This is a genomic window from Aureitalea marina (genome assembly GCF_002943755.1).
Taxonomy (GTDB): Bacteria; Bacteroidota; Bacteroidia; order Flavobacteriales; family Flavobacteriaceae; genus Aureitalea; species Aureitalea marina.
Map to the genome: position 1 here is coordinate 2,183,028 of NZ_MQUB01000001.1, position 25,311 is coordinate 2,208,338.

Below are 25,311 nucleotides of genomic sequence, written 5' to 3' on the forward strand. Positions count from 1 at the left end.
TAACAGAGCTCTGACCAATGACCCAAATAATAGAAGTCCTTATTGCCGAAGACCACCCCATTTTTAGACGGGGATTAATGGAAATTATTCGTAAAGAGCCCGGAATAAACGTAGTTGCCAGCCTCAGTAACGGTATGGAAGTAGCTAATGTTGCGAGTAAATGTAAGCCTGATATTGTATTACTCGACATTGATATGCCTTTAAAATCTGGATTGGAGGTGGCAGCAGAGTTACAAGCTGCTCACACCAATGCTAAAGTTATATTTTTAACTTCGAATAGTTCCTATGCTATCTTTTCTGAGGCAATTGCCTGTGGTGCTAAGGGTTATATCTTAAAAGACAATGCGATAGAGGACACGGTAAACTGTATAAAAACCGTAGCGGATGGCAAAATGTATATCACGCCTTCTTTGTCTGAGTTTTTAGTGAAACAATCTACCGATAGTGGGCACAATTCGAAAACAGAGCTCACCGACAAGCTCACTGCATCGGAGATGCGAATTCTCCAATTAGTGGCTCGGCAAAAAACCAGTAAAATGATCGCAGAATCATTATTTGTTAGTATTAAGACGGTCGAAAACCATCGTTCTAACATTTGTAAAAAATTGGGACTCTCCGGTGCCAACAGCCTCCTTAAATTCGTGTTGTTGCGCCCTGACTTATTTCAAGAGGAATAAAAGTCAATTAAAATAATCGATAGAAGACTCTCCGACCCTTTTTGTTTAATCGTCCAACTCCTCTACCAACGAGGCCCTATTCCCCTCCCAAGACAAGTTAAAGGTTTGATTCTAGAACGTTCCATTCGGCATGGACCTTCTGGTGTAGATTCACAAAAGCAGCAGAAACAAAAAAAGCCTCTCCAATTAAGTAAAAGCCTTTCATCGGTCTTTCGACCACATTGTTTGATCGTCCAACTCTTCCAGCTAGGAGTGTCATTCCCCTCCCGAGACAAGTTAAGTATTAACGCTCTAACATTTCCATGGATCTAGATCGGACTTCTGACCATTTAAAAATACAAAACCCTGCAAACTCAATGTTTACAGGGTCTATAAAATTACACTTGTTGGCCCACTAGGGGACCGAGCGTTAAAAAAATGTCCAGTGGACATTTTTAGCGAAGGGCCAGCTGGCGGGAGGGCGTGAGAGCCCGATCCATAGGAATAGAAAAAGGCCCCAAACTTTTGTTTGAGACCTTTTTTGAATTTGTTGGCCCACTAGGGCTCGAACCGGGCCGAATGTCTTCGAAGAAGTCGAAAGGTCCAGTGGACCTTTTGAAATGAGGAGCCAGGTGGTGCGCAGGCAGGTGAGAGCCTAGCAATAAAAAAACCCCCGAAAATCTCGGAGGGTTTGCGTTGGCCCACTAGGGCTCGAACCTAGACTCTTCTGAACCAAAATCAGACGTGTTGCCAGTTACACCATGGGCCAATACCATAATGCGGATGCAAATTTAGTAGAAACTTTCAGTTGCACAAACAAATTTAGCCAAAAAAAGAGGCGCCATCCTTAGGAATATTTTATCATCCAACTACTTATATTATTAGTAAATTCGCCCCAATCATTATCCGCTAAGTGCATGGATTCGTTCAATTTCAACAAATGGAATAACATCTTGGGGTGGTCGGTTTTTGGGATCGCCCTGCTCACCTATTGGCTCACTGTCGAGCCAACGGCCAGTTTTTGGGACGCAGGTGAATACATCGCTACCTCCAGTAACCTGGAAGTAGCTCACCCACCAGGTGCACCGCTGTATCAGTTACTCGGAGCATTTTTCTCCATTTTTGCAATGAGCCCGAACAGCATCGCCTTGACCATCAACTTGATGTCTGTTTTTGCCAGTGCTTTCGCGATACTGTTTATGTTCTGGTCCCTCACGCTACTCTTACGGTCGGTGGTGGGACAACATGTAGAGATCACTACAAATCACGCCAAGGCCATTTTGGGAAGCGCGGCAGTCGGATCACTGGCCTTCACTTTTACGGATAGTTTTTGGTTTAGCGCTGTAGAAGCAGAAGTCTATGCGTCTGCGGCTTTTATCATGTCTGTATTGTTCTATTGCGGGCTACGCTGGGAGCGCGAGATGAACCAACCGCGTGGCAACAGATGGCTGGTATTGATCGCCTTTATCGTTGGCTTATCCTTTGGTATCCACTTTATGGGGCTGCTTACCATACCCGCTATTGGACTACTTTACTATTTCAAGAATTACAAGACCATTACTCTCAGGAATTTCATCATCGCCAATGTGGTGAGTGTGGCTATACTACTGTTCATCTTTAAGCTACTACTCCCCTTGACCTTGAAGTTCTTTAGTGGAATGGAACTATTTTTTGTCAACCAAGTTGGTCTTCCTTTCAATTCCGGTTCTATTATTGCGGGACTGTTCTTCATTGCCTTGTTCTTCTTTGGGTTAAGATACACCCGGAAGAAAGACTATGTGAATCTGAATACAGGCTTACTTTGCATTCTTTTCATTTTCATTGGTTTCTCCAGCTGGTTGATGTTACCCATTCGGGCCAACGCCGGGACTGTTATCAACGAAAACAACCCGAACAACGCCAGAGAACTTCTTGCTTATTACAACCGGGAACAATACCCGGAGACCCACTTATTCTATGGCCCTCAGTTTACGGAGATCTACGCTGGTTTGGACCCTAGAAATCCGTACAAGGATGATAAACCAAAATACGAGAAAGACGTAGAGGCTGGGAAATATGTGGTCGTGAACGATTATAAGAATGCCGGTCAAAACCTGGACGATGCCCACAAAGCATTTTTGCCGCGGATGTGGAGTTCGGAACACGCCGCCAATTACCTGGAATATACAGATGGTCTGGAGTTTTCCATTAAACGGCAATACCGGGGCGAACAGCGTTTGGTCGATGAGGTAAATGCCTTCAAACAGGCCTACCGAGAAGGACTGGTTGACAAGGGCCAGTACAATGAGTTCTTGCAGACTTATGGGCAATTCTTCGATGTGGAAAAACCCAGTTTCTGGCACAATATCAGCTTTATGTTCCAGCACCAGTTCTCGTATATGTATTGGCGTTATTTTATGTGGAATTTTACAGGTCGCCAGGACGATGTGCAGGGACAGGGAACCATGCTACACGGAAACTGGATCTCAGGGATCAAATTCCTGGATGAGATGCGCCTGGGATCCCAGGACGATCTTCCAGATCCGGTGATCAACAACGGAGCACGTAACACCTATTATTTCCTACCGTTGATCCTGGGGGTTCTGGGATTGGTCTTTCACTTCAAGAACGACAAGAAGAGTTTTTGGGTGCTGTTGGTCTTTTTTCTGTTCACCGGACTTGCGCTCAAGGTTTACCTCAATGAGCGGCCTTTCGAACCCCGGGAACGGGATTACGCTGTGGTAGGATCCTTTTATGTCTTTGCTATGTGGATCGGGTTTGGTGTATATGCCCTTTTCGAAGTTGTCAAAGATTACATCAAACCAAAATTGGCCCTACCTGTTGTACTTGGAGCTACCTTGTTGGCAGCCCCCGTTTTACTGGCAACACAGAACTGGGACGATCACGACCGTTCTAATCGTTATACAGCCAACAGTATGGGGCAAATGTACCTGGACAGTTGCGCAGAAAATGGCATCTTATTCACCATTGGAGACAACGACACCTTTATGCTCTGGTACAAACAAAACATCGAGCAATATCGCCAGGATATTCGGGTTGTATGTACCGCCTTGTTCGTGACCGACTGGTATATAGACGACATGAAGAAGAAAGCCTTTACCAGCGATCCTATCCCATCACAATTGACTCATGAGCAGTATCGAACGGGCACAAGGGATTTCATCTTCTATCATGGTACGGACTTTAACAAGGCCATAGGCGATTTCGAACGCGTAGAAAATGGAGAGATGACCCTGGAAGACTTCCGTAGAAGGAATCCCGGCGCTGCAGAAGAGATCCGATTCCTGGTGAATAACGGGACGGATATCGAGACCTTGAAGCGAAACGGAGATACACTGGATATCAACACCTGGATGAATTGGGTTGCCAGCGACGAACGCCCTACCCAGGTAGAACTGAACTCAGGTAAATTCGCACACTCATTCCCTACCAAGAATATCCGAATTCCGGTAGACAAGGAAGCCGTCTTGCGAAGTGGTATCGTCAAACCAGAGGACGCGGATAAGATCGTTCCTTATATTGACATCAATCTTTCTGGGAACATCATGTACAAGAACCGGATGATGATGCTGGACATCATCGCCAACAACAACTGGGATCGACCAATTTATTTCTCAGGTGGAGCCTTTGGTGATGACGATTATATCTGGATGAAAGACTACCTTCAATTGGAGGGTGTGGTGTACAAACTGGTTCCGATCAGAACACCTATCGACCCGGATAACCCTTTTGATATGGGCCGAATTGATACCGACAAGATGTACGATATCGTGACAGCCTGGGATTGGGGTAATGCCGGTACCGACCTCATCTACCACGACACAGAAACACGTCGTAATGGAATCACCTATCGTTCAAATCTGGCCCGACTAGCAGAAGCCTTAAGAAAAGAAGGCAAGAAAGAAAAGGCGATCGAGATTCTTGATCTGGGCATGGAGAAAATGCCGGTCAAATATTTTGAATACTACTCCTTATTGGAACCGTTTGTGCTGAATTATTATCAGCTGAACGAGCCGGAAAAAGCACGAGCAGTATTCGAAGAGGTAGCCGCCATCTATCAGCAGTACTTGCGCTATTACAGCGGATTGGAACTGAGCAGACAATACGGTGTTGCGGACGAGGTGATCTCCAATATGGAACGTTATCGCAGCCTGATCGATATCGTGATCATCTTTGATGAAGAGCAATATGGACGTGCCAAAGCTGCAGAGTTTAATGGCTATCTGAAACTATTCCGCCAATTTTACGGAGACGAACAAATAGACGAGCCCGGTGGACCCACTGAGGCAGAAGCAGACATCTTCGATGGAATTCTAGACAGCACGGGCACCGATTCGGCAAATTAGAACGTTTGAGACGCTACTTGTTTAAGACCCCATCATTGGCCGCAAAGATGTGGCCAGCCTATTTGTGGTCCATACAAGATGATTCCAGCGTCTATCTTACCTTCGATGATGGTCCTATTCCCGAGGTCACGCCTTGGGTACTGCAGGAGTTGCAAAAGTTCGACGCCAAGGCAACCTTTTTCTGTATTGGGAACAATGTCCGGAAACATCCCGAAATCCTTCAGCAAGTAATAAAACAAGGACACCAGTTGGGTAATCACACCGACTCTCATCTCAATGGAAAGGACACTCGGTTTGAGACCTACCTTCAAGATATTTTGAAAGCTCAAGCCGAGTTGGATCGGTTTGGTACGAACAGGTCCAAGCTCTTTCGCCCTCCCTATGGGAGAATAAAAAAAAGACAGGGACGTGCTTTAATTGCTCAGGGGTATAAAATTGTGATGTGGGATCTCCTGAGTGGAGATTTTGACCCGTCCCAAAGCCCGGAATATTGTTGGAAACAAGTAAAAAGACACCTAAGTCCTGGCTCGATCGTGGTCATGCACGATAGCGTGAAAGCCAGGGAAAGATTAGAATACGTCCTGCCTCGGACTTTAGAGTTTATTCAGAAAAAAGGGTGGAGCTGTAAGGCGATCGATTGATCAAACAAACTCTTGTACCAGCCCGATCAAAGTATTGGCATCCTGCTCGCCACTCTGACGCCATTTCATTTCACCATTCTTATAGATCATCAGGGTAGGTAATCCTTTGACCCGCAGGGCCTCGGCCAATTCTTTGTTCTTGTCGATATCGATCTTGATGACGCGCGCTTTATCCCCTAAGGCCGCTGCAACATCGCGTAAAACCGCATGCATATCGGTGCAGGCATCATCCCAGTCGGCATAGAAATCCAACAGGACAGGAACACGCGTTTCGATTAATTCGCCAAATTTTGACATCTAATTCGAAGTGTTAAGGTTGAATGCTACCTACAAATATAGTATTTCCAAGGGATTAGGCTGTGGCCCTGCGCTTTTTGAGCTGAATAACGGTTACCTCGGGCCAAATTCCGACTCGGCCAGGATATCCGATAAAGCCAAACCCGCGGTTAACGTTGATGAAGCGGCCCACATCTTCGTAAATTCCAGCCCATTGCTCATAGCGATATTTTACCGGGCTCCACTTGATCAGTCCAGGGATCTCAATCCCAAACTGCATCCCGTGGGTATGACCACTCAACGTAAGGTGGAAGTGCCTGTCATCCTGCAAAACCTCGGCCTTCCAATGGGACGGATCATGACTCAATAATATCTTGAAATCGTCTCGAGTAAGCCCCTGAGATGCTTTTGCCAGATCGCCGGCCTTTTTAAAACCTCCGGCTCCCCAATTCTCCACACCGACCAAGGCCAGTCGCTCGCCTCCTCTTTCGATGAATCTACTCTCATTGAGCAAAAGGTTCCAACCCATTTCTTTTTGGAGATCTTTCAGGTCTTGCATGTTCTTTTCCTTGGCTGCCTGAGATTCCCATTGACGATAATCACCGTAATCGTGATTCCCCAATACAGAATAGACACCATCTCTGGCCTTCAGTTGACCAAAAAGATCCTTCCAAGGCATCATTTCCTCGGCGGCGTCATTGACCAGGTCCCCAGTGAAGACAATTAAGTCACTAGCCTGTTCGTTGATCAGATTGATCCCATAACTGATCTTATCGCGGTTGTCGAAGCTCCCACTGTGAACATCACTGATCTGAGTAATGGTATAACCATCGAACTCATCCGGTAGATCATCGTATTCCAAAGAATATTTCAGCACCTTGTAGTTATACTTTCCACGAACCATTCCAAACAAAAGGGAAGAAAATGGGATGGCCGCTAAAGCGACAGCTACTCCACTGATGAACTTACGTCTGGAAGGAATAAAAAAGCCCTTGTCACTTCCTCCTAACTTGGATATAGAGGCCGCAATGACTCGGTATACATCCTCGCCAAACATAAAGGCGACTAAAAGAAACTTGGGTAAGAAGACGGCTATGAACAAACCAAAGGTGTACATTCTTGCCGGATTCATTACCCTGGACGGACCAGTTGTTATCTGATAAATGAAGGCCCCAAGGACCGTCACAGATACCACAACATACAGCCAATGAATCCAATTAGTCCTTGTCAGGGTCCGTAAAGCCTGAAAGGCATAAATATCGATCGCTATATAGATCGCAATAAAAATTATCCAGCGTAGCATACTCCCGATCAAGTTGGTCGGTAAAGATAATTGGAAACCCGCGGGAATAGGGGTTCCTTTACGATTTTTTAACGTGATTTTGTATCTTTCACCATATCACGACACATGTCAATCACCTACCGATTTCTCGTATTGTCTTTCCTGCTGATCAGTTGCAAGAAAGAGCAAGACACAGCAGTTACCGAACCCATTTCTGATCCAACGACTTACGTCGATCCATTCATTGGCACCGGCGGTCATGGACATACCTATCCCGGTGCAACCATGCCGTTTGGGATGATTCAAATTAGTCCGGATACTCGTCTGGAGGGCTGGGATGGCTGTTCAGGCTATCATTACAGCGACCAATACATTTATGGATTTTCCCATACTCACCTCAGCGGTACGGGAGTAAGTGACTATGGAGATATTTTGCTGATGCCTACAGACAGTTTGATCTTTCATAACGGAGCAGACGGAAGACCGGGATATCGATGGGGATTTAGTCACGAAAATGAGGATGCATCACCAGGCTACTACCACGTCCTTCTTGACTCCACCGGGATTGAGGTAGAGTTGACGGTCACTGAACGGGCGGGCATACATCGTTACAACTATCCATCCTCAGAGAACCAGCACCTCATCTTGGATCTGGAACATCGGGATCAACTGATAGACTTTGACATTAAAACTATATCCGATCGGGAGATCTCAGGATTCCGACGCTCCAAAGCCTGGGCCGAGGATCAACATCTCTACTTCTACATTCGGTTTTCACATCCCTTTGAGAGCCCGACCTTCTTCCATCGTGATCCGGACAGACGGGACAGAATGGGCGGATTTACCTTTGTCAATCCAGACAACGATCCTGTCACTGTGCGCATTGGGATCTCTGCTGTGGACGTAACCGGTGCCCAAAAAAACCTGGAAGCGGAAATTGGAGACAAAAGTTTCGAACAAGTTCATTATGAAGCCACAGAGGTTTGGAATCGACAACTGAATAAGATCAAGGTGGGCTCTTCCAATAGAGACCATCTAACCAACTTTTATACGGCCTTATATCACACCATGATCGCCCCAAATCTGTATCAGGATGTTGATGGCCGTTATCGGGGTATGGACCTGGAGATACATCAAACGGAAGATTTTAACTACTACACTGTATTTAGCTTGTGGGATACCTATCGGGCAGCACATCCCCTGTACACCATCATCGAGCAGGAGAGAACGGTCGATTTCATCAATACCTTCCTCGCCAAGTACGAAGAGGGCGGGATCATGCCTATTTGGGACCTGGCCGGGAACTATACGGGTTGTATGATCGGTTATCATGCAGTCCCAGTGATTGTGGATGCTTATCTAAAGGGTATTGAAGGTTTTGATGCCGAATTGGCATTCGAAGCCATGAAGCACAGCGCCATGCAAGATAAATTGGGACTGGAGGCCTTTAAAGAACTCAATTACATCCCGGTGGAAAGAGAAAGCGAATCGGTGTCCAAAACCCTGGAATACGCCTATGACGATTGGACCATTGCCCAAATGGCCGAAGCGCTTGGGAAGAAGGAGGATGCGAGTTACTTCAACCATAGGGCCTTGGCTTACCGAAACTTATTCGACCCGAAATCTAAATTCTTAAGAGGTCGGATCAACAACCGTTGGTTCTCCCCATTCGACCCCTATGAAGTCAATTTTAATTATACTGAAGCGAACGCCTGGCAGTACAGCACCTATGCACCACATGACATAAGTGGACTGATTGCCCTTCATGGCGGGAAAGCAGGCCTGGAGGACCACCTGGATAAACTCTTTACTGCCCAAAGCCAAACCTCGGGCAGAGATCAGGCAGATATTACTGGATTGATCGGTCAGTACGCACACGGGAACGAACCCAGCCATCACATGGCCTACTTGTATAATTACTTGAACAAACCGAGTAAGACCCAGGAAAAGGTGAAACAGATCCTGACGGAATTATACACTCCCACTCCCGATGGAATTTCCGGGAATGAAGATTGTGGCCAGATGAGTGCCTGGTATGTGCTGAGCTCAATGGGTTTCTATCCGGTTACTCCCGGAAGCAATCAATATATTATTGGATCACCTTTATTTGAACAGGCGGAGATCCAACTGGAGAATGGGAACATCTTCCAAATTATTGCACCAAAAGCTAGCGACCTAACTTATATAAAGAATGTATCGTTGAACGGAACGGAATTGAACCGGACCTATATCACTCATCAGGAGATTATGGCTGGTGGCGAATTGACTTTCCAACTCTCAGAAGAACCCACCAATTGGGGGACCAAATCTGAGCAGACGCCTCTGGCTGAAGTTGACGACGCTCAATTTGTTGCCCTTCCTTTTATTTCTTCTGGTCAGTTGGCATTCCAGGAAATGACTCAGATAGAGCTAAAATCCATTCAGGAGGATGCCCGGATCTTCTATCGCCTAGACGACCAAGATGTTTTTGAAATCTATGATGGACCCATTGCAGTAAAGGAAGAAGCCTGGCTGTCTACCTATGCCAGTCTGGGGGATCTTGAGAGTCCCAGAAGTAGAACCCGATTGAGAAAGATCGATCCCAACTTGAAAATAACCCTTGAAACGGAATATGCCAACCAATATAACGGAGGTGGGCAACAAGCCCTTATCAATGGCCAAACCGGCGGTCAGGACTTCAGAACCGGAGCTTGGCAGGGTTACCAGGACACCGACCTAATAGCGGTGATCGACCTCGGAGAGGTCAAGGATATCAGTTCTGTTAGGATAGGCTTCCTTCAGGATCAGCGAAGCTGGATCTTCTATCCGACGAAAGTGGACATCAGCCTGTCTGATAGTACTAGTTTCCTGGAACCTGATCAGACTGTCGAAATTGCGGCAGAGGTTCCATCGGATCAAAGTGAGATCAAACGCATTCAATTCGACATACCAACCAAAAAGGCCAGATACCTCAAGGTACATGCCCGTAATTTTGGCGATCTACCCGATTGGCATCTGGGGGCAGCCCACAACGGAAAAGCCTGGCTCTTTGTCGATGAGATCGGAATAAACCAACAACCATGAAAAGAAGAAAGTTCATTCAGAATGCATCCCTGAGTAGCCTGGGGGTGGTTGCCGGAGCAAACGCACTGGCCTGTAAAAGCGGTGAAGAAGAAAATGCTGCTGCTCCTGCCAAGGAGGAAACAACGGAGGATCCAGGCGGACCAGTAGCCATCGCTACCTGGAATGTAAAGAATGCCACAGCCGGTGCCTGGCAGGTACTGGATCAGGGGGTAATGCCCTTGATGCGGTGGAAGCCGGTTGCCGTGTAGAAGAAGCCAATGCAGAAGGACAATCCGTTGGGATCGGAGGCCTCCCAGACAGGGATGGATATGTAACCCTGGATGCCTGCATCATGAACAGTCAGGGAGACTACGGAGCCGTGGTCTATCTTAAAGACATTAAACATCCCATTTCGGTAGCCAGAAAGGTTATGGAAGACACCCCTCATGTACTCCTTGCTGGTGAGGGTGCCAGGCAATTTGCCATTGCCGAAGGGTTTGAACCTGAGGACCTACTGACAGAAGCTTCGAGAAAGGCTTGGGAGGACTGGAAGGTCAAATCGGAATACAAGCCGATTATAAATATTGAGAACCACGACACCATTGGGATGCTCACCAGAGATGCCGACGGAAACCTTGCTGGAGGTTGCACTACTAGCGGGCTGGCTTACAAGATGGCCGGCCGAGTTGGGGATTCACCCATTATCGGATCCGGTTTATTCGTTGATAATGAGGTCGGCGCTGCAACGGCGACTGGATTGGGCGAAGAAGTACTAAAGACTGTGGGAAGTTTCCTGATCGTCGAATTGATGAGACAAGGCAAAAGCCCGCAACAGGCCTGCGAAGAAGCCATAGGCCGTATTTTAAAAGGTAACCCGAATTACAAGGACTTCCAGGTGGGTTATATCGCCATGAATAAACAAGGAGAAACGGGTTCTTATTCTATTCATCCCGGGTTTACTGTTACATGTTACCGAGACAATAGCAACGAAAGTTATCCTTCAGATCACGCGATAGACTCCTAGCTTCATAGGATATTAATATCTGATTATCAGATATTTGAAATGAATAAAGCGCTAAGAAAAACTTAACGCCAAAAGGACCTACTTCAAAATTTTGTAATATTGTGTTACATAAGTAGGTTGATCCCTTACGGGATCGATCAAATTTGGGGCGAAAAGTCATCACTCTGTGGTGACTTTTCTATTTTTTGAGACTAATTCTGTGCAAAAACCATTTCCCCAGAGGTCTCTTTCTCTTTGAATTCCTTCACCAGATCCAGGGCATCGGGCACCACATCCGAGCACAGGATGATCAGGGAGCCTTTCCTGGCGTTGCTGACCGCGTGGGTAATGGCCTCTCTTTCCGAAGGGATGATGGTCGTCTTTTTCTGTGGATCTTTCTCCTTGATACCGGCATCCAGCATGGAGATCAATTGCTCTTCGGTCTTTCCGCGCAGATGCTTATCCTGTCTGATAATGATCTCGTCGAACATCTCGGCTGCTATGCGTCCCATCTCGTTGTTATCCTCCTCTCTCCGGTCTCCGATCCCAGCAATGATCCCTACCTTGACCGTCGCGTCTAATTCGTTGGTGAATTTCTGCAAGGCTCTCATCCCGGCCGGGTTATGGGCATAATCCAACAGGATCTGGAAGTTCTCAAACTTGAAAAGGTTCAGCCTGCCAGGAGTCTGATCCGCAGAAGGCAAAAATGTTCGCAAAGCTGCTTTCATATCTTCGATACTGATCCCGCGTACATTGGCGGCAATAACAGCAGCCAGCACATTTTGGATCATAAATTTGGCCTTCCCTCCATAGGTGAGCGGAATTTGATCGGCCTTCATGATCCGCATTTTCCATTTACCGCGGCAAAGGGTTACATAGCCATTCTCATATACAGCAGTGATCCCTCCTTTGCGTTGCAATGCTTGTACCCTGGGATTGTTCTCATCCATAGAGAATAGTGCCAGGTTACAATCGATCCCTCGTCGCATCCCGAAGACCAGGTCATCGTCCGCGTTCAGTACCGCATAACCATCGGGAAGCACGGTCTCTGGAACAACTCCTTTGACCTTGGCTAACTGCTCCACGGTATGGATCCCTTTCAATCCCAGGTGATCGGCTGCAACATTAGTCACCACGGCCACATCACAATTAGCAAATCCGAGACCGGCTCTGAGTAAACCACCACGAGCACACTCCAGTACAGCGAAATTGACCGTTGGATCCTTCAGGACGAATTCTGCACTGGCAGGACCGGTACAATCTCCCTTCATCAGTAGTCGGTTCTGAATGTAAACCCCATCTGAAGTGGTATATCCCACCCTGTGGCCACTCATTTTCGCCATATGGGCGATGAGGCGGCTGGTCGTTGTCTTTCCATTGGTTCCTGTGATAGCCACAATGGGGATCCTACCCGTATCTCCCTGTACAGGGAAAAGCTTGTCTACAACAGGGGCGGCCACATTTCGCGGTAATCCTGTGGTCGGTGCCAGGTGCATTCTGAACCCAGGGCCTGCATTGACCTCCAAAACTGCTCCTCCAGTCTCGGCCAGTGGTTTGCTGATATCCGTGGTCATGATGTCGATTCCACAAATATCTAGATCGATTATCTTGGAGATCCGCTCTGCCATGGAAACATTGGCCGGGTGGACGATATCCGTTACATCCTCGGCTGTACCTCCTGTACTGAGGTTGGCTGTGTCCTTCAGAATTAGCATTTCTCCTTCGGAGATCACTGAATCTTCTGTATACCCTGCATCCTCCAGTATCTTTTTGGTCAACTCGTTGATGGTGATCTGGGTGAGTACCTTTTCGTGCCCGTAACCACGACGAGGATCTTTGTTGACCTCATCGACCAACTCCCGTACGGTCGATTTCCCATCGCCTATCACATGAGCCGGCGTCCGCTTGGCACCCGCAACAAACTCATTGTTGATCACCAACAACCGGTAATCTTCGCCGGTAATGAATTTCTCTACAATCACTCTTCTGGATACCTCTTTCGCAGCGTGAAAGGCTTTGACTGCAGAGTCGTAGTCTTGGATATCAACGGTTATTCCTCTTCCATGATTACCCCCTATGGGTTTGATCACCAGCGGGTAACCCACATAACGGCAGGCCTCCTCCAGGCTTCTCTCCCTGGAGATTATATCCCCTCTAGGCACTTCGACTTCAGCTTGCTCCAGGAGATACTTAGTGTCCTCCTTATCACAAGCCAGTTCTACGCCTATGCTGCTGGTCTCTGAGGTAACTGTAGCCTGTATGCGTTTCTGGTTGGCCCCATAACCCAATTGGCATAAAGAATACTGATTAAGTCGTATCCACGGAATGCCACGACTGACAGCTTCCTCTACAATAGAGCCTGTACTTGGGCCCAAACGATATTTTTCTCTAAGCTCCCGCATCTCCTGTATGTCCGGCTCGAGGTCGTAGTCTTCACCTTCAATCAGTGCTTCACAAATACGTACCGCAGCCTTGGCCGCATAACGCCCAACGCTTTCTTCTATATAAGAAAAGACCACATTATAAACCCCTTCCTCTCCATAACCTCGGGTACGGCCAAAACCGGTATCCATTCCGGCGAGTGTTTGGATCTCTAAAGCTATGTGTTCGATTATATGTCCCATCCAGGTTCCTTCTTCTACCCGTTGAAAGAAACCTCCCGGTTCTCCCACAGAACAACGGTGAGAGTACATGGTGGGGAACATGGCGACAAGCCTGTCTTTGAATCCATCAATGGTATCTGAAGGACGTTGTTCCATTTCCTCCAGATCTAGAACCATCACAATCAATTTGTGTCTACGCACGGACCAGTAGTTAGGTCCTCTCATGGCGTTGATTTCCCGTATTTTCATAGTGGTTTTATTGCAGGTGAAAGACTTAAAGATACCATAATTTCTAGTACAAAAAGGTTATTTTTGAATCCGACAAAACTAAGGTATGCAGGTAGCAGGAACACTGATCCCGATAGGGGGGAATGAGGACAAAGGAATTGAAACCCACGAACAATACAAACTTGAATATATCGAAGAGGGAATTCTGTCCCGTGTGGTTCGTGAGAGTGGCGGTCCGAATGCCTCAATTGTAGTTGTTCCAACCGCGTCAAGCATACCTGATGAAGTTGCTGCAAATTACCTGGAAGCATTTGGAAAATTAGGTTGTTCCAATGTCAAAGTAATGGATATCAGAGATAGGGAAGCATCCTTTAAGGAAGAGAATATCCAGTTGGTCAAAGAGGCTAATTGCCTGATGTTCTCGGGAGGAAACCAGTCCAAGATCACCGAAAAGATCGCCAACACCCCAGTACATGAAATTCTCTCGGAACGATTTCAAAACGAACCCTTGGTGATTGCCGGCACCAGTGCGGGTGCCATGTGTATGTCTGAAGAGATGATTGCTGGTGGCAGTAGCACAGAGGCATTTGTTAAAGGTGCAGTAAAAATGACCGAGGGAATGGGCTTTATTCCCAAACTGATCATCGATTCCCACTTTATCCGTAGAGGCCGATTTGGACGATTGGCGGAAGCTGTTGCCATTCATCCTGATCTTCTTGGCGTAGGGCTTGCAGAAGATACCGGATTGGTGATCAGTCAAGGAACTACCTTCGAGGTGATCGGTTCTGGGATGGTCATTGTCTTTGATCCCCGGAAGATCAAGCACAACAATCAGAAGATCCTACAAACCGGAACCCCTATGTCTTTGACCAACCTAAAGACCCATGTTCTGGCCAATGGAGATCGGTTCAACATCAAAAAGAAAACCATCAAAGTGCTTCCTGTGGATGCACCCTTTGTCTGATCAGTCCTTGTAGATCGCTATTTGGGATTCCCCGGTCGATTTTTTGAATCCTCTATACATGCCTTCTGTATTAAAAGGTAGGCTGACCTCTGCCCGGTTGTTGACCGCAATAAGTCCGCCATCTCCACCTATATCGAGCAAGCGTTGGTTCACCACAACATCAGAGGCCTTTGCCAGATCCATTCCACCTAGTTCGATCAAACAGGAAACGTCATAGGCCGCAACACCGCGAATAAAGAATTCTCCACTGCCCGTACAACTCACCGCACAGGTTTGGTCGTTGGCATAGGTGCCCGCACCGATCATCGGACTATCTCCAACCCGACCCCATTTCTTATTGGTCATGCCCCCTGTGGAAGTGGCCGCTGCAACATGGCCATCCCTATCGCAAGCAACCGCGCCTACGGTCCCAAATTTGTGATCCTTGGAAACGGAATGATCCAACTGAAAATGATCGGAATCCTTGATCTCCTGCCACTGGTCGTATCTGAGTTGATCGAAAAAATAATCCGGTTCTTCAAACTGTAGTCCGCGTTGTTTGGCAAACTCCATGGCTCCGGCCCCGGCCAGGAAAACATGTTCAGAGTGGTCCATTACGTCCCGGGCAAGTACAACTGGATTCCGCACTCCCTCTACCAGGGATACAGCTCCGGCCGATAAGTCCTTACCGCACATGATAGCCGCGTCCATTTCGTGGCCTCCGTTTGCGGTAAAGACACTGCCTTTGCCTGCATTGAAAAGTGGGCTATCCTCCAAGACACAAACGGCTCTTTGAACGGCGTCCAAAGCAGTTCCGCCCACCTCCAGAATAGCAAATCCTTGGTCCAAGGCATCCGTTAATGCCTGCTTGTAACGCTGCTCCAACTCTGGAGTCATCTGCCCCCTGAGCAAGGTGCCTGCTCCACCGTGAATGGCAATAGAAAATGGGTTCTTCATAGGACCTGGAATTGTGCCGGAAAAATACAAATTGCCCATCAATAAATTAGAACAAGGACAGGAAGTTTTGTAGTTTTAAACGAATATTCCTATCCCATTATGGCCGAACAAAAACGACTCTTTCTCCTGGATGCATACGCCCTCATTTTCAGGGGATACTACGCCTTTATCAAGAACCCTCGGATCAACAGTAAAGGACTGGACACATCTGCCATCTTAGGGTTTACCAATTCCCTTTTAGATGTTATCAAAAGAGAAAGACCTGATCACCTGGCTGTTTGCTTTGACAAAGGAGGTAGTGTAGCCAGAAACGAGATGTTCCCGGAATACAAGGCCAATCGGGATGAAACACCGGAGGCCATCCGGATAGCAGTTCCTTACATCCATGAGATATTAAAAGCCATGCATATCCCGATCATGGTCAAGGAAGGCTTTGAAGCCGACGATGTGATCGGCACACTGGCCAAGAAGGCTGAAAAAGAAGGCTACAAGACCTTTATGGTGACTCCAGATAAGGACTTCGCCCAATTGGTTTCCGAAAACATCTTTATGTATCGGCCGGTTTTCGGGGGAGGATACGAGACCTGGGGGTACCGGAAGTACAAGCCAAATTTGAAGTGGAACGGCCGGAGCAGGTCATCGACTACTTAGGAATGATGGGGGACAGTGCCGATAACATCCCTGGATTACCCGGTGTTGGAGAAAAGACAGCCAAGAAATTTCTCAAGGAATTTGGCAGTATGGAAGGGCTTTTGGAGAATACTGATCAGTTGAAGGGTAAGATGAAAGAAAAGGTAGAGGCCAACAAAGAATTGGGAATGCTCTCCAAGGAATTGGCCCGCATTATCTTGGATGTTCCGGTAGAATTTGATGCCACCGATTTCGAACTGAATCAACCGGATCTACCGGCTGTGATCTCCGTTTTTGAGGATCTGGAATTTCGGCAGCTTACCCGTAACCTGGTGAATACCTTTGGAAACGACTCTTCAGAGCATAAGGCCAGCACTAAAGAAGAAACTGTAAAAAAACCGGCTGCCCAACCCACAGCAGGATCTGGTCAATTCTCCCTGTTCGATTCTGGAGGTGAAGTGGAATCGACTATCAAGACTTTTAGCAGCCGTGAGACCTCTCAGAGCGTAGATCATTTCTATCAATTTGTTCCAACAGGCTTGGGAACGGAGTTCTTTCTAAAAAAATTAATGAAGCAAACAGCCGTTTGTTTTGACACCGAAACCACGGGTTTAAATCCGTTGACGGCAAAATTGGTCGGAATCGCTTTTAGCTGGGAGTCTGGCCGAGGATATTACGTCCCCATACCAGAAGAAGAGGATGAAGCGACCCAAGCAATTGAACAATTGAGGCCGTTCTTTGAATCGGAAGAAATTCAAAAAGTGGGGCAGAATCTAAAATACGATATCAAGGTAATGGCCCAATATGGCGTTCACGTCAAAGGATCTCTTTTCGATACCATGCTGGCTCACTACTTGATCAATCCGGATATGCGCCACAATATGGAGATCCTGGCCGAGACCTACCTAAATTACACGCCTATCTCCATTACTGAGCTCATCGGTAAAAAAGGAAAGAATCAGCTCAGTATGCGAGATGTTCCCCTGGCCAAACAGACGGAATACGCTGTGGAGGACGCCGATATCACCTGGCAATTGAAGCAGCATTTCGAAAAAGAACTGGACGAGGCCGATACACGTGGCCTATTTACGGACATCGAGATCCCCTTACTTCGCGTGCTTGCCGACATGGAACTGGAAGGTATCCGTTTGGATGTTGACTTTCTTGGCGGATTGTCCACCGATCTGGATAAAGATATTCTGTCACTCGAGCAATCGATCTATGAAGCAGCAGGAGAAACATTTAACATTGCGTCTCCACGCCAATTGGGAGAGATCCTCTTTGGTAAGATGAAATTGATCGACAAACCTAAGAAGACGAAAACCGGGCAGTTCTCTACAGCAGAGGATGTATTGACCAGCTTGAGGAAGGATCATAAGATCGTAAACGATGTCTTGGAATATCGCGGCCTTTCGAAACTTAAAAGCACTTATGTGGACGCCTTGCCCCAACAGGTTGAACCGGCCACAGGGAGAGTGCATACAGACTATATGCAAACCGTTGCCGCCACCGGTAGGTTGAGTAGTAACAATCCGAATTTGCAGAACATTCCCATACGGACAGAGCGAGGCCGACAAGTGCGCAAGGCTTTTGTCCCTCGGGACACCAATCATATTCTACTAGCGGCGGATTACTCCCAGATCGAATTACGGATCATCGCTGCCCTTAGTGAGGAAGAGAACATGATCGAGGCCTTTAAAAAGGGTGAGGACATTCACGCTTCCACAGCCGCGCGGGTGTTTGGGGTTCCCTTAGAAGAAGTGAGTCGGGAACAGCGAGCCAACGCCAAAACGGTCAATTTTGGGATCATTTATGGGGTGTCCGTATTTGGTCTAAGCAATCAGACCGACCTGTCTCGAACAGAGGCTAAGGAACTGATAGACACCTACTACGCCACCTATCCCCGATTGAGGGAATATATGACCAAGCAGGTCGATTTTGCGCGGGATAATGGCTATGTACAGACCGTATTGGGCCGCCGCAGGTACCTTAAAGACATCAACAGCCGGAATGCCGTGGTCCGTGGAGCGGCCGAACGAAACGCCGTCAACGCACCCATACAGGGAAGTGCGGCTGACATCATCAAGATTGCCATGATCAACATCCACAAGCGTCTGGAAAGTGAATCCTTTCAGACCAAAATGTTGTTGCAGGTGCATGACGAATTGGTATTCGACACCTTCAAACCGGAGTTAGATTCGGTCACCCAGATGATCCGGTCGGAAATGGAATCGGCCTATGAGTTGGCAGTTCCTTTAGTGGTCGATGTTGGAACAGGCCAGAATTGGCTGGAAGCCCACTAGAACACGAATCGGTAAGTAGCCTTCAGCAAGAAGGTATTTTGCGGTCGCTGACCCAGTAATTCATCTTGAATGATGGTCCCAAAGCTATCATTGACATCACCAAGACCGGTGATCCCTTGTGACCATACCAGGAATATCTCGGACCCCGGAATATACTCCCATCGGAATACCATATTGGATCGAAACTGCACAAAGGCAAAATCTGGATCTCCAAAAGCGTAGTCCGTGGTTCCATCCCGGTTCTCATCTACGGAATAAACACCATCTTCAAAACTGATCTGCTGGTTGTCGTACAGGGTAACCCGTTCGTTCAGTCCCTCTGCGATTGGATCGTTCACATAGTTGAAATCCGAAAAATTAGCCTTAAAGATGAACGGCTGTCCATAATATTGAATGGTCATGTTGGGGTTGATGTTGTAATTGACCCTCAGGGTGGTGCTCAGGGATTCGTTCTGAATATTCCCGAGTATGTACCTCGGAGTTCCATCAAAACTGCTTTCAGTAACATACTGCGTTTTGTTCGGGTTCTCCTGGTATTCAAAGTTTAGCGACAAGCTCAATGCGTTCAGAGGTTGATACCTCATCCTGACCACATAACGTCTCAAGGCAAAAGCATCCTCCTTGGCATCCGAATGAACATAGCCCAAGGTCATGTTGAATTTCTTCCGGCTATCGGTCCCGGAGAAGAAGTAGAAGAAATTCTCGTCGGAAAAGCGCCAGCGTGGGCCACCTCTTAAAAAGGTATTGGTGAAAATCCTGGGTTTGTGACCAAACCCAAATTCGGACCACCAGTTATTCTTCCAGTTCATATAACCGTTCACCTCATATTGGATCCGATTGTAATTCCCTTCAAAATCAAACTCAGTAAATTGGTTTAAACTCAAATTGGCCTGACGGTACCAACTGGTCGGGTTGTTCCACAGTCTGCGGACGTTGGCGTACTGCCGGAATTGATCAGCCTGTCTGAGAAAACCAATGTCATTGAGCTCCAGTTCCGGAGAACGCCAGTTTCCACCCACATTATAACGCCAGTCTCCTCCTCCACCTTTACCGATCTCAAAACGCCCTCCTGTACCGGTCATGCTGGTCCGGGTAGGATCTACCTCGACATGGCCGGCATCTACTCGCTGAAAGAGGTGAGTCAGCGATGTCTGGGTCCTGAGTATGGACTCGGGATTTCCCCGAACATGGCTTAAGATCCCTGTTCCTTCTACATAGTATTTTCGGTCCTTCCAATTGTGCCTGAAATCGATCCCTCCGGAATAGGCATGGCTTCTAAGGAATGAGACGTTGGGATCCATTCTTCGGACCGTTGAGGTCATGATCCCTCCCACATAGGAGTTCCGATCGTTGAAATCCTTCTGTACCCGACCGACAAAATAGTTGGTGAGAGGCTCGACAACTTCTTCCCGGGCTTCCCCAACTTCAGGAAGACCTGCAATGAATTCCGGGTCATCCGAGAGCTCGATCTCTCCTTTTTCCTCGGCCGTGACACTCTCCAGTACTCCTATCGCCCAACCATCTTTTGTCTTCCCGGAAAACTTGGCCGCACCTAAAATGGTCGTAAAAGCTGGTATGTCCTGGAACTCTCCCTTGGATGGGTCCACGGAAGTCCCGCCCTGGGGAGGACGTCCAATACGACGCGAAAAGAACACATTGTCCGCTCCACCACCGACCCGAAAGTCAAACACGTTCTTATTCTCTACAAAGAAGGGACGCCGTTCCGGAAAAAAGATCTCAAAACCATCAAGGGCAATGGCACCAGGATCTGCATCCACCTGCCCAAAGTCCGGGTTGATCGTCAAATCCAGGGTGAGGTCATTGGTCACCCCGATCTTGGCATCCAGTCCTCCGGTCAAGCGCGGGTCACTTCCATCGCGGAAGGGGTTTCCCGGTTCTGCTTCGTAGGTATCTAACTGTGCAACCGTATAAGGCTGTATCTCCAATTGCTTTTGAGGCTTTAGACCGATCAGTCCTCTCAATTCACCAAACTCACTGACCCAACCGGGAGGGTTGGCCGGAAGTGGCTGCCAAAGTGAGCGTTCCTCATTGGCAAAATATCTTCTGGTGGATTGAATCCCCCAGACCTGCTCCTCGTCATTTCCAAATCGCAATTGACTCAGTGGAACACGAAACTCGGCTATCCATCCATCTTCCTGTATGCTGGTAGCCAGGTACCAGATGGGGTTCCAACTACTGTCAAAATTCCCATTGTCTGAAATGAACTCATCACCCTTAACACCAGACACAGAAGCCGTAAATGAAAATCCGGAACGGTCGTCGTTGTAACTATCAATGTTGATCTCTACCCAATCACCTGGGAAATCGTCCCGTCGGCCCAGTCGGCGTTCTAAATTACTCATGTCGCTTTCCAAACAATAAAAGGCCACATACAAATTCTTATCGTCGTACACGATCTTCATTTTAGTCTGCTGGGAGGGTTCTGTTCCAACATCAGGCTGGAACTCCACATAGTCCGAAGTCCACTCGACCGCATTCCAGGCTTCATCGTCCAAAACTCCATCAATCTTGATGGTTTGGCCTTGAATGGAAGTAGTGGTATAGGATCTTTTTGGATAGGGATTGGTCTCGTCCTGCGACCAGAGGGTAAGCGGAATAAACGCCATTAGAAACAGCGCCAATAAACGATGGGTCATTGTGGTTAGATTGATGAGTTGTCATTTTAAGAGACCTCCCTTTTCTTACTTAGTGACACAACAGGCCGTTAATTAAGAGAATTTTAACGGAATCATTTTTATTGCCTAGGACACTGAATTACATCAACTTTCTAACCCTTATCGGCATAAACCCACATTTGAGTTACCGATTGTCGATTAATTGGACTCCTAATCAAAAACCCGATGAGAATGAACCGATTAAGTTTCAACTGAAAATGTCGTACATCGGATCTTCGATGACTATGCTTAGAAAAAGATATTATTTGATAGCCCTCCTTGGGTTAATTCAATTTGGCCTCTTCGCACAGGTCGGTATTTGGACAACCATACAGATCTCACTGGCCAATCCGTCGAGCTCTTTCGAGACCAATGCGCAGCATCGTGCCTCGCAAGTAGACCTGGGTTCAGGTAGATATACCGCATCGGTCTTGCTATTGACCATAGCGGACAACAACAGTTTACGCATGTCGATAGGGGGAACTGGAAACGGTTACCAGATCAGGTTCCGCACCAATGGTGAAGTAGAAGATCTAGCGGTCACCAAAATCACACGAATATCCTTTTTGAAGGATTAAATGTGGTTTCTACCCAAAATTTCCTGGGAGAATTCTTTCAAATTACCCTATTTAGCGCAACCTAGCTTCACTACTTTGAAAATTGATTGGGCCTTTTTGATTTTTATTTAAGGGGAGCTGTTCCGGTGATTTCTTATTAGAATCAACTTAAAATCATGCAGTCTTGTCAATTCTTCCCTAAAATCTGATTGATCCAGCAGAGTAAACCTTTGTCGGAGGTTACCGTTACCGCCCGTTTTGGCATACGCCTTGCAGCTTACCACGCAATTAAAAACCAATTAGATTATGAAATCAACTAACACCCGCTTTGGCACTATGCTGCTATGCATGTTAACTCTTCTTACCTCCTGTAGTAGCGACGATGACAATAACCAAGATCAAACCGACCTGGCAGAGCTCATTCAAGCCCTAACCGATGGTTCCAGTAAGACTTGGAGTATCGAATCTGCAAGTTTGAGCAACCAATCCGTCGATAACCTCTCGGTGACCTCAGCATTCAATGCCGTAGACGACGAATATGTATTCATCGCCAACGGAAGCGAAATCGAACTTAAATGGATCCAAGGATTTGGGTTTAATCCAAAGGCCGAAAACCTTCCTGAGTTTTTAAGCGACAACCGCGTGTCTTCCAGCTTATCATCTTTATCTGAAGATCAATCGGCCAACCGGACCTTTCAGGACCAAAGCGGTGAGATGTCCTTCCAACTTAGTCCTGAGCTCAATCGGGTAAATGCCGTAATTCGGTTAGAAGATGGCGCTATTTTCAATGCCGTATTAAAGGCCAAAACCACCTCGGACTATGCGACCAGTCCAGTATCTATTGATCAGGCAGAGGAATTGTTCAGTTTTGCAGAGACTAGTATTTGGTCCGGATTTCGATATTCTGGAGCCAGGAACAGCCTGTATGCAAGTAATTCCGGAATTCCGGAAGTAGATGATCCAACCATGGTGTCCTATGATATATCGACCAATAAGTTAGATCGTATTTTTTATCCATATGCCGGCGGCCACCCTTCCATGCACCTGGAGTTATACAATGAAACCCTCTTTAACTTGGGCGGAATCTTCTACCAGACCTTCGATCTGGACTTGCAAGCGGTCGATGTCAATTTTGAGGTGAATGATGTGAACTTTAAGTACGGCTCTGCTGCAGTAGACGACGCGCTTTATTTATTCGGAGGCTATCTAAACGACAACCAGCAATTTCAAATTGCTCAATACGACACCAACAGTAATCAAGTAAACATACTGGAAAGTTTAGACGAGCCGCGTTACGAAGTGGATGGTGAAATAGTCGATAATGTCCTTTATATCTTTGGTGGATTCGGCTTTGATTCCATCGGAAGTAACAAGATCGAAAAGTACGATATCGACAACGCGAATCTTCAGACCTCCAATGCGCCCTTCCGAATTGGACGGGTCCGAACGGCCATTTATCAGCATTTGATCTACCTGGCAGGAGCTAAGGTTGTGGTAAATGGAGACGTTGAAAATACAGTCAACTTCATAGCCGTTTTCAACACCAAGGACCAGAGTTTTAAAGAGATCGAACTCAATGTTCCTGAATGGCAAAACATGCGAATAGCCAATATTCAGGTAACCGATGATTCCATCTACACCCTATTCCATGAAAACCTGCCGGGTCCCAATGGCTTGATCACGCATGCCTATCAATCTCCTGTAGAATAATATCCATCAACTTAAAACCAATAACATCATGATTTCAATAAATAAAACCATCAAAACCAGCCTCTATTTTCTATTTTTCATGCTAACCATAGCCTGCAGCTCGGACGATCCCGAACCAACACCAGATGATAATAGCGATGATACTTCTCAGAATGAGGAAGAGAGTACTGTGCCAATCGCCGATCTGATAATCTGGCAGAATTCCTACGGTGGAAACGATGGAGATCGCTTGCAGGATCTAATCGTTACACGAGACAACGGCTTTATATTTGCAGGGGTTTCTGTTTCTGACGCCTCCGGAGATAAAACAGAAGATTCTCGTGGCATAGATGACAGTGACTTCTGGTTGATAAAGACAAATTCTTCCGGGGACATCCTATGGGATAAAACCTTAGGCGGTTCCTTTGGGGACGCGCCCTATACGGTCACAGAAACAACCGAGGGAGAAATTTTAGTCGGCGGGTACTCCAATTCGGGAATCTCCGGAGACAAACTTGAACCCAATCTTGGGCACAGTGATTTTTGGATCGTAAAGCTTTCGGCCAATGGAGAGGAGATTTGGCAAAAGACCCTGGGCGGCAGTGATATTGATAGATTAATATCCATTGTTGAATCACCGGATGGTGGTCTCGTACTCGGAGGGCTTTCGCAATCTGGGGCCTCAGAACACAAATCGGAAAAAACCATAGGCGATACTGGCTTATTCGATTATTGGGTTCTCAAACTAGACGTAGACGGAAACATAGAATGGGAGAACACCATTGGTGGTTCTGACGAAGATCACCTACAGGCAATGGTAGCGACTAATGACGGCGGATATTTACTTGGAGGCTGGTCCCAATCTCAACCTGGTTTTGATAAAACCGCCGTGAATCATGGCAGCTACGACTATTGGTTGGTCAAAATTAACGCAAATGGGGATGTGGTTTGGGATGCAAGTTTCGGTGGCAATAATTGGGAATTCTTAGAATCCATGGTTCAAACTTCCGATGGTGGATTTTTGATTGGCGGAACCTCATTTTCCAATTTCGACCGGTCCAGTGAAAAGCAACTTCTGGGGTCTAACTACTGGGTCGTCAAGATTAATTCGTCCGGAACGGAAGAATGGAATTCACTGATCGGTGGCTCCGTAGACGATTTTTGCTATGCGGTATCAGAATCGCATAGCGGAGGATATGTAGTTGGAGGTTGGTCCCAGTCCGGAATATCCGATGACAAAACGGTGCCTGGTCGTGGCGAAAGAGACTATTGGTTTATAGAGCTGGACTCTGAAGGAGCAATCATTGGACAAAATGTCTTAGGCACCTCACAAATAGATGAATTAAGAATCGTCAAACGCGCCTCAGGAAACAACTATGTCCTGGCAGGGTTTTCCAATGCTTCCGAAGATGGAGACAAAACAGTTGCCTCTAAGGGTGGATTCGATTTCTGGGTAGTGGTTATGAGTGCCCTCTATTGA

Annotated in this window: 15 protein-coding genes, 1 tRNA gene and 1 pseudogene; 11 read left to right on the top strand and 6 right to left on the bottom strand. The window is 47.0% G+C overall.

Translation table 11 applies throughout. The annotated features are described in order from the left end of the window. Positions 1-17 precede the first annotated feature (17 nt). Positions 18-677: a response regulator gene (locus BST85_RS09990; RefSeq protein ID WP_104813107.1), complete on the top strand. Its 660-nt coding sequence runs from the start codon at positions 18-20 to the stop codon at positions 675-677. 675 nt (positions 678-1,352) lie between these two features. On the opposite strand, the gene BST85_RS09995 is transcribed toward BST85_RS09990, so the two are convergent. Continuing rightward, positions 1,353-1,425 (bottom strand) — tRNA-Gln (locus tag BST85_RS09995). Positions 1,426-1,573: 148 nt separating this feature from the next. Between BST85_RS09995 and BST85_RS10000 the strand changes: the two genes are divergently transcribed. Beyond that, complete coding sequence (locus BST85_RS10000) at positions 1,574-5,002, top strand: glycosyltransferase family 117 protein (RefSeq protein WP_245917676.1); 3,429 nt, start codon at positions 1,574-1,576, stop codon at positions 5,000-5,002. A 5-nt stretch (positions 5,003-5,007) separates the two neighbouring features. Next, positions 5,008-5,643 carry a polysaccharide deacetylase family protein gene (locus tag BST85_RS10005; protein WP_245917677.1) on the top strand — a complete coding sequence of 212 codons (636 nt, stop codon included), beginning with the start codon at positions 5,008-5,010 and terminating at the stop codon, positions 5,641-5,643. On the opposite strand, the gene BST85_RS10010 is transcribed toward BST85_RS10005, so the two are convergent. Beyond that, positions 5,644-5,940 (bottom strand): thioredoxin family protein, encoded by a 297-nt coding sequence (locus BST85_RS10010; protein ID WP_104813109.1) that lies wholly within the window; start codon positions 5,938-5,940, stop codon positions 5,644-5,646. It abuts the gene before it with no gap. Positions 5,941-5,995: 55 nt separating this feature from the next. After that, complete coding sequence (locus tag BST85_RS10015) at positions 5,996-7,222, bottom strand: metallophosphoesterase (RefSeq protein ID WP_104813110.1); 1,227 nt, start codon at positions 7,220-7,222, stop codon at positions 5,996-5,998. A gap of 105 nt (positions 7,223-7,327) precedes the next feature. Between BST85_RS10015 and BST85_RS10020 the strand changes: the two genes are divergently transcribed. Both BST85_RS10020 and BST85_RS10025 read left to right on the top strand, forming a co-directional pair. Then, positions 7,328-10,264, top strand: coding sequence for a GH92 family glycosyl hydrolase (locus BST85_RS10020; protein WP_104813111.1), 2,937 nt, complete (start codon positions 7,328-7,330; stop codon positions 10,262-10,264). Beyond that, positions 10,261-11,267, top strand: a pseudogene (locus BST85_RS10025) (isoaspartyl peptidase/L-asparaginase family protein). The gene BST85_RS10020 and the pseudogene BST85_RS10025 overlap by 4 nt, the downstream one beginning before the upstream one ends. 191 nt (positions 11,268-11,458) lie before the next feature. Here the strand turns inward: BST85_RS10025 and cphA are convergent. Further along, positions 11,459-14,098, bottom strand: coding sequence for a cyanophycin synthetase (gene cphA, locus BST85_RS10030; RefSeq protein WP_104813112.1), 2,640 nt, complete (start codon positions 14,096-14,098; stop codon positions 11,459-11,461). A gap of 85 nt (positions 14,099-14,183) precedes the next feature. Here cphA and BST85_RS10035 point away from each other — a divergent pair, with 85 nt between their 5' ends. After that, the gene (locus tag BST85_RS10035) at positions 14,184-15,041 is read left to right on the top strand and encodes a cyanophycinase (protein ID WP_104813113.1); all 858 of its coding nucleotides are present in this window, start codon (positions 14,184-14,186) and stop codon (positions 15,039-15,041) included. Here the strand turns inward: BST85_RS10035 and BST85_RS10040 are convergent, their stop codons facing one another. Beyond that, entirely contained in the window at positions 15,042-15,977 is a 936-nt protein-coding gene (locus BST85_RS10040; RefSeq protein ID WP_104813114.1) for an isoaspartyl peptidase/L-asparaginase family protein, read from the bottom strand. It abuts the gene before it with no gap. 99 nt (positions 15,978-16,076) lie between these two features. Here BST85_RS10040 and BST85_RS14785 point away from each other — a divergent pair, with 99 nt between their 5' ends. Both BST85_RS14785 and polA read left to right on the top strand, forming a co-directional pair. Further along, the gene (locus BST85_RS14785; protein WP_425427897.1) at positions 16,077-16,628 is read left to right on the top strand and encodes a 5'-3' exonuclease; all 552 of its coding nucleotides are present in this window, start codon (positions 16,077-16,079) and stop codon (positions 16,626-16,628) included. Next, on the top strand, positions 16,595-18,910 hold the full coding sequence (gene polA / locus BST85_RS10045; RefSeq protein ID WP_425427898.1) for a DNA polymerase I: 2,316 nt from the start codon (positions 16,595-16,597) through the stop codon (positions 18,908-18,910). Before BST85_RS14785 ends, polA begins: the two co-directional genes overlap by 34 nt. Here polA and BST85_RS10050 read toward each other — a convergent pair. Next, complete coding sequence (locus tag BST85_RS10050; RefSeq protein ID WP_104813115.1) at positions 18,907-21,567, bottom strand: DUF5916 domain-containing protein; 2,661 nt, start codon at positions 21,565-21,567, stop codon at positions 18,907-18,909. The genes polA and BST85_RS10050 overlap by 4 nt on opposite strands. Before the next feature lie 263 nt (positions 21,568-21,830). Here BST85_RS10050 and BST85_RS14255 point away from each other — a divergent pair, with 263 nt between their 5' ends. The 3 genes from BST85_RS14255 (at position 21,831) to BST85_RS10065 (ending at position 25,311) form a co-directional block, all read left to right on the top strand. Continuing rightward, positions 21,831-22,163, top strand: a complete 333-nt coding sequence (locus BST85_RS14255; protein ID WP_181040003.1) for a hypothetical protein — start codon at positions 21,831-21,833, stop codon at positions 22,161-22,163. Between the two features lie 285 nt (positions 22,164-22,448). Then, positions 22,449-23,852, top strand: coding sequence for a kelch repeat domain-containing protein (locus BST85_RS10060; RefSeq protein WP_146090702.1), 1,404 nt, complete (start codon positions 22,449-22,451; stop codon positions 23,850-23,852). Positions 23,853-23,880: 28 nt separating this feature from the next. Then, positions 23,881-25,311, top strand: a complete 1,431-nt coding sequence (locus tag BST85_RS10065; RefSeq protein WP_146090703.1) for a T9SS C-terminal target domain-containing protein — start codon at positions 23,881-23,883, stop codon at positions 25,309-25,311.

Bases quoted from the DNA above. Each gene is read 5' to 3' on its own strand.
- BST85_RS09990 (WP_104813107.1), top strand. From the start codon at position 18: ATGACCCAAATAATAGAAGTCCTTATTGCCGAAGACCACCCCATTTTT.
- BST85_RS10000 (WP_245917676.1), top strand. From the start codon at position 1,574: ATGGATTCGTTCAATTTCAACAAATGGAATAACATCTTGGGGTGGTCG.
- BST85_RS10010 (WP_104813109.1), bottom strand. From the start codon at position 5,940: ATGTCAAAATTTGGCGAATTAATCGAAACGCGTGTTCCTGTCCTGTTG.
- BST85_RS10015 (WP_104813110.1), bottom strand. From the start codon at position 7,222: ATGCTACGCTGGATAATTTTTATTGCGATCTATATAGCGATCGATATT.
- BST85_RS10020 (WP_104813111.1), top strand. From the start codon at position 7,328: ATGTCAATCACCTACCGATTTCTCGTATTGTCTTTCCTGCTGATCAGT.
- cphA (WP_104813112.1), bottom strand. From the start codon at position 14,098: ATGAAAATACGGGAAATCAACGCCATGAGAGGACCTAACTACTGGTCC.
- BST85_RS10035 (WP_104813113.1), top strand. From the start codon at position 14,184: ATGCAGGTAGCAGGAACACTGATCCCGATAGGGGGGAATGAGGACAAA.
- BST85_RS10040 (WP_104813114.1), bottom strand. From the start codon at position 15,977: ATGAAGAACCCATTTTCTATTGCCATTCACGGTGGAGCAGGCACCTTG.
- BST85_RS14785 (WP_425427897.1), top strand. From the start codon at position 16,077: ATGGCCGAACAAAAACGACTCTTTCTCCTGGATGCATACGCCCTCATT.
- BST85_RS10050 (WP_104813115.1), bottom strand. From the start codon at position 21,567: ATGACCCATCGTTTATTGGCGCTGTTTCTAATGGCGTTTATTCCGCTT.
- BST85_RS14255 (WP_181040003.1), top strand. From the start codon at position 21,831: ATGCTTAGAAAAAGATATTATTTGATAGCCCTCCTTGGGTTAATTCAA.
- BST85_RS10060 (WP_146090702.1), top strand. From the start codon at position 22,449: ATGAAATCAACTAACACCCGCTTTGGCACTATGCTGCTATGCATGTTA.
- BST85_RS10065 (WP_146090703.1), top strand. From the start codon at position 23,881: ATGATTTCAATAAATAAAACCATCAAAACCAGCCTCTATTTTCTATTT.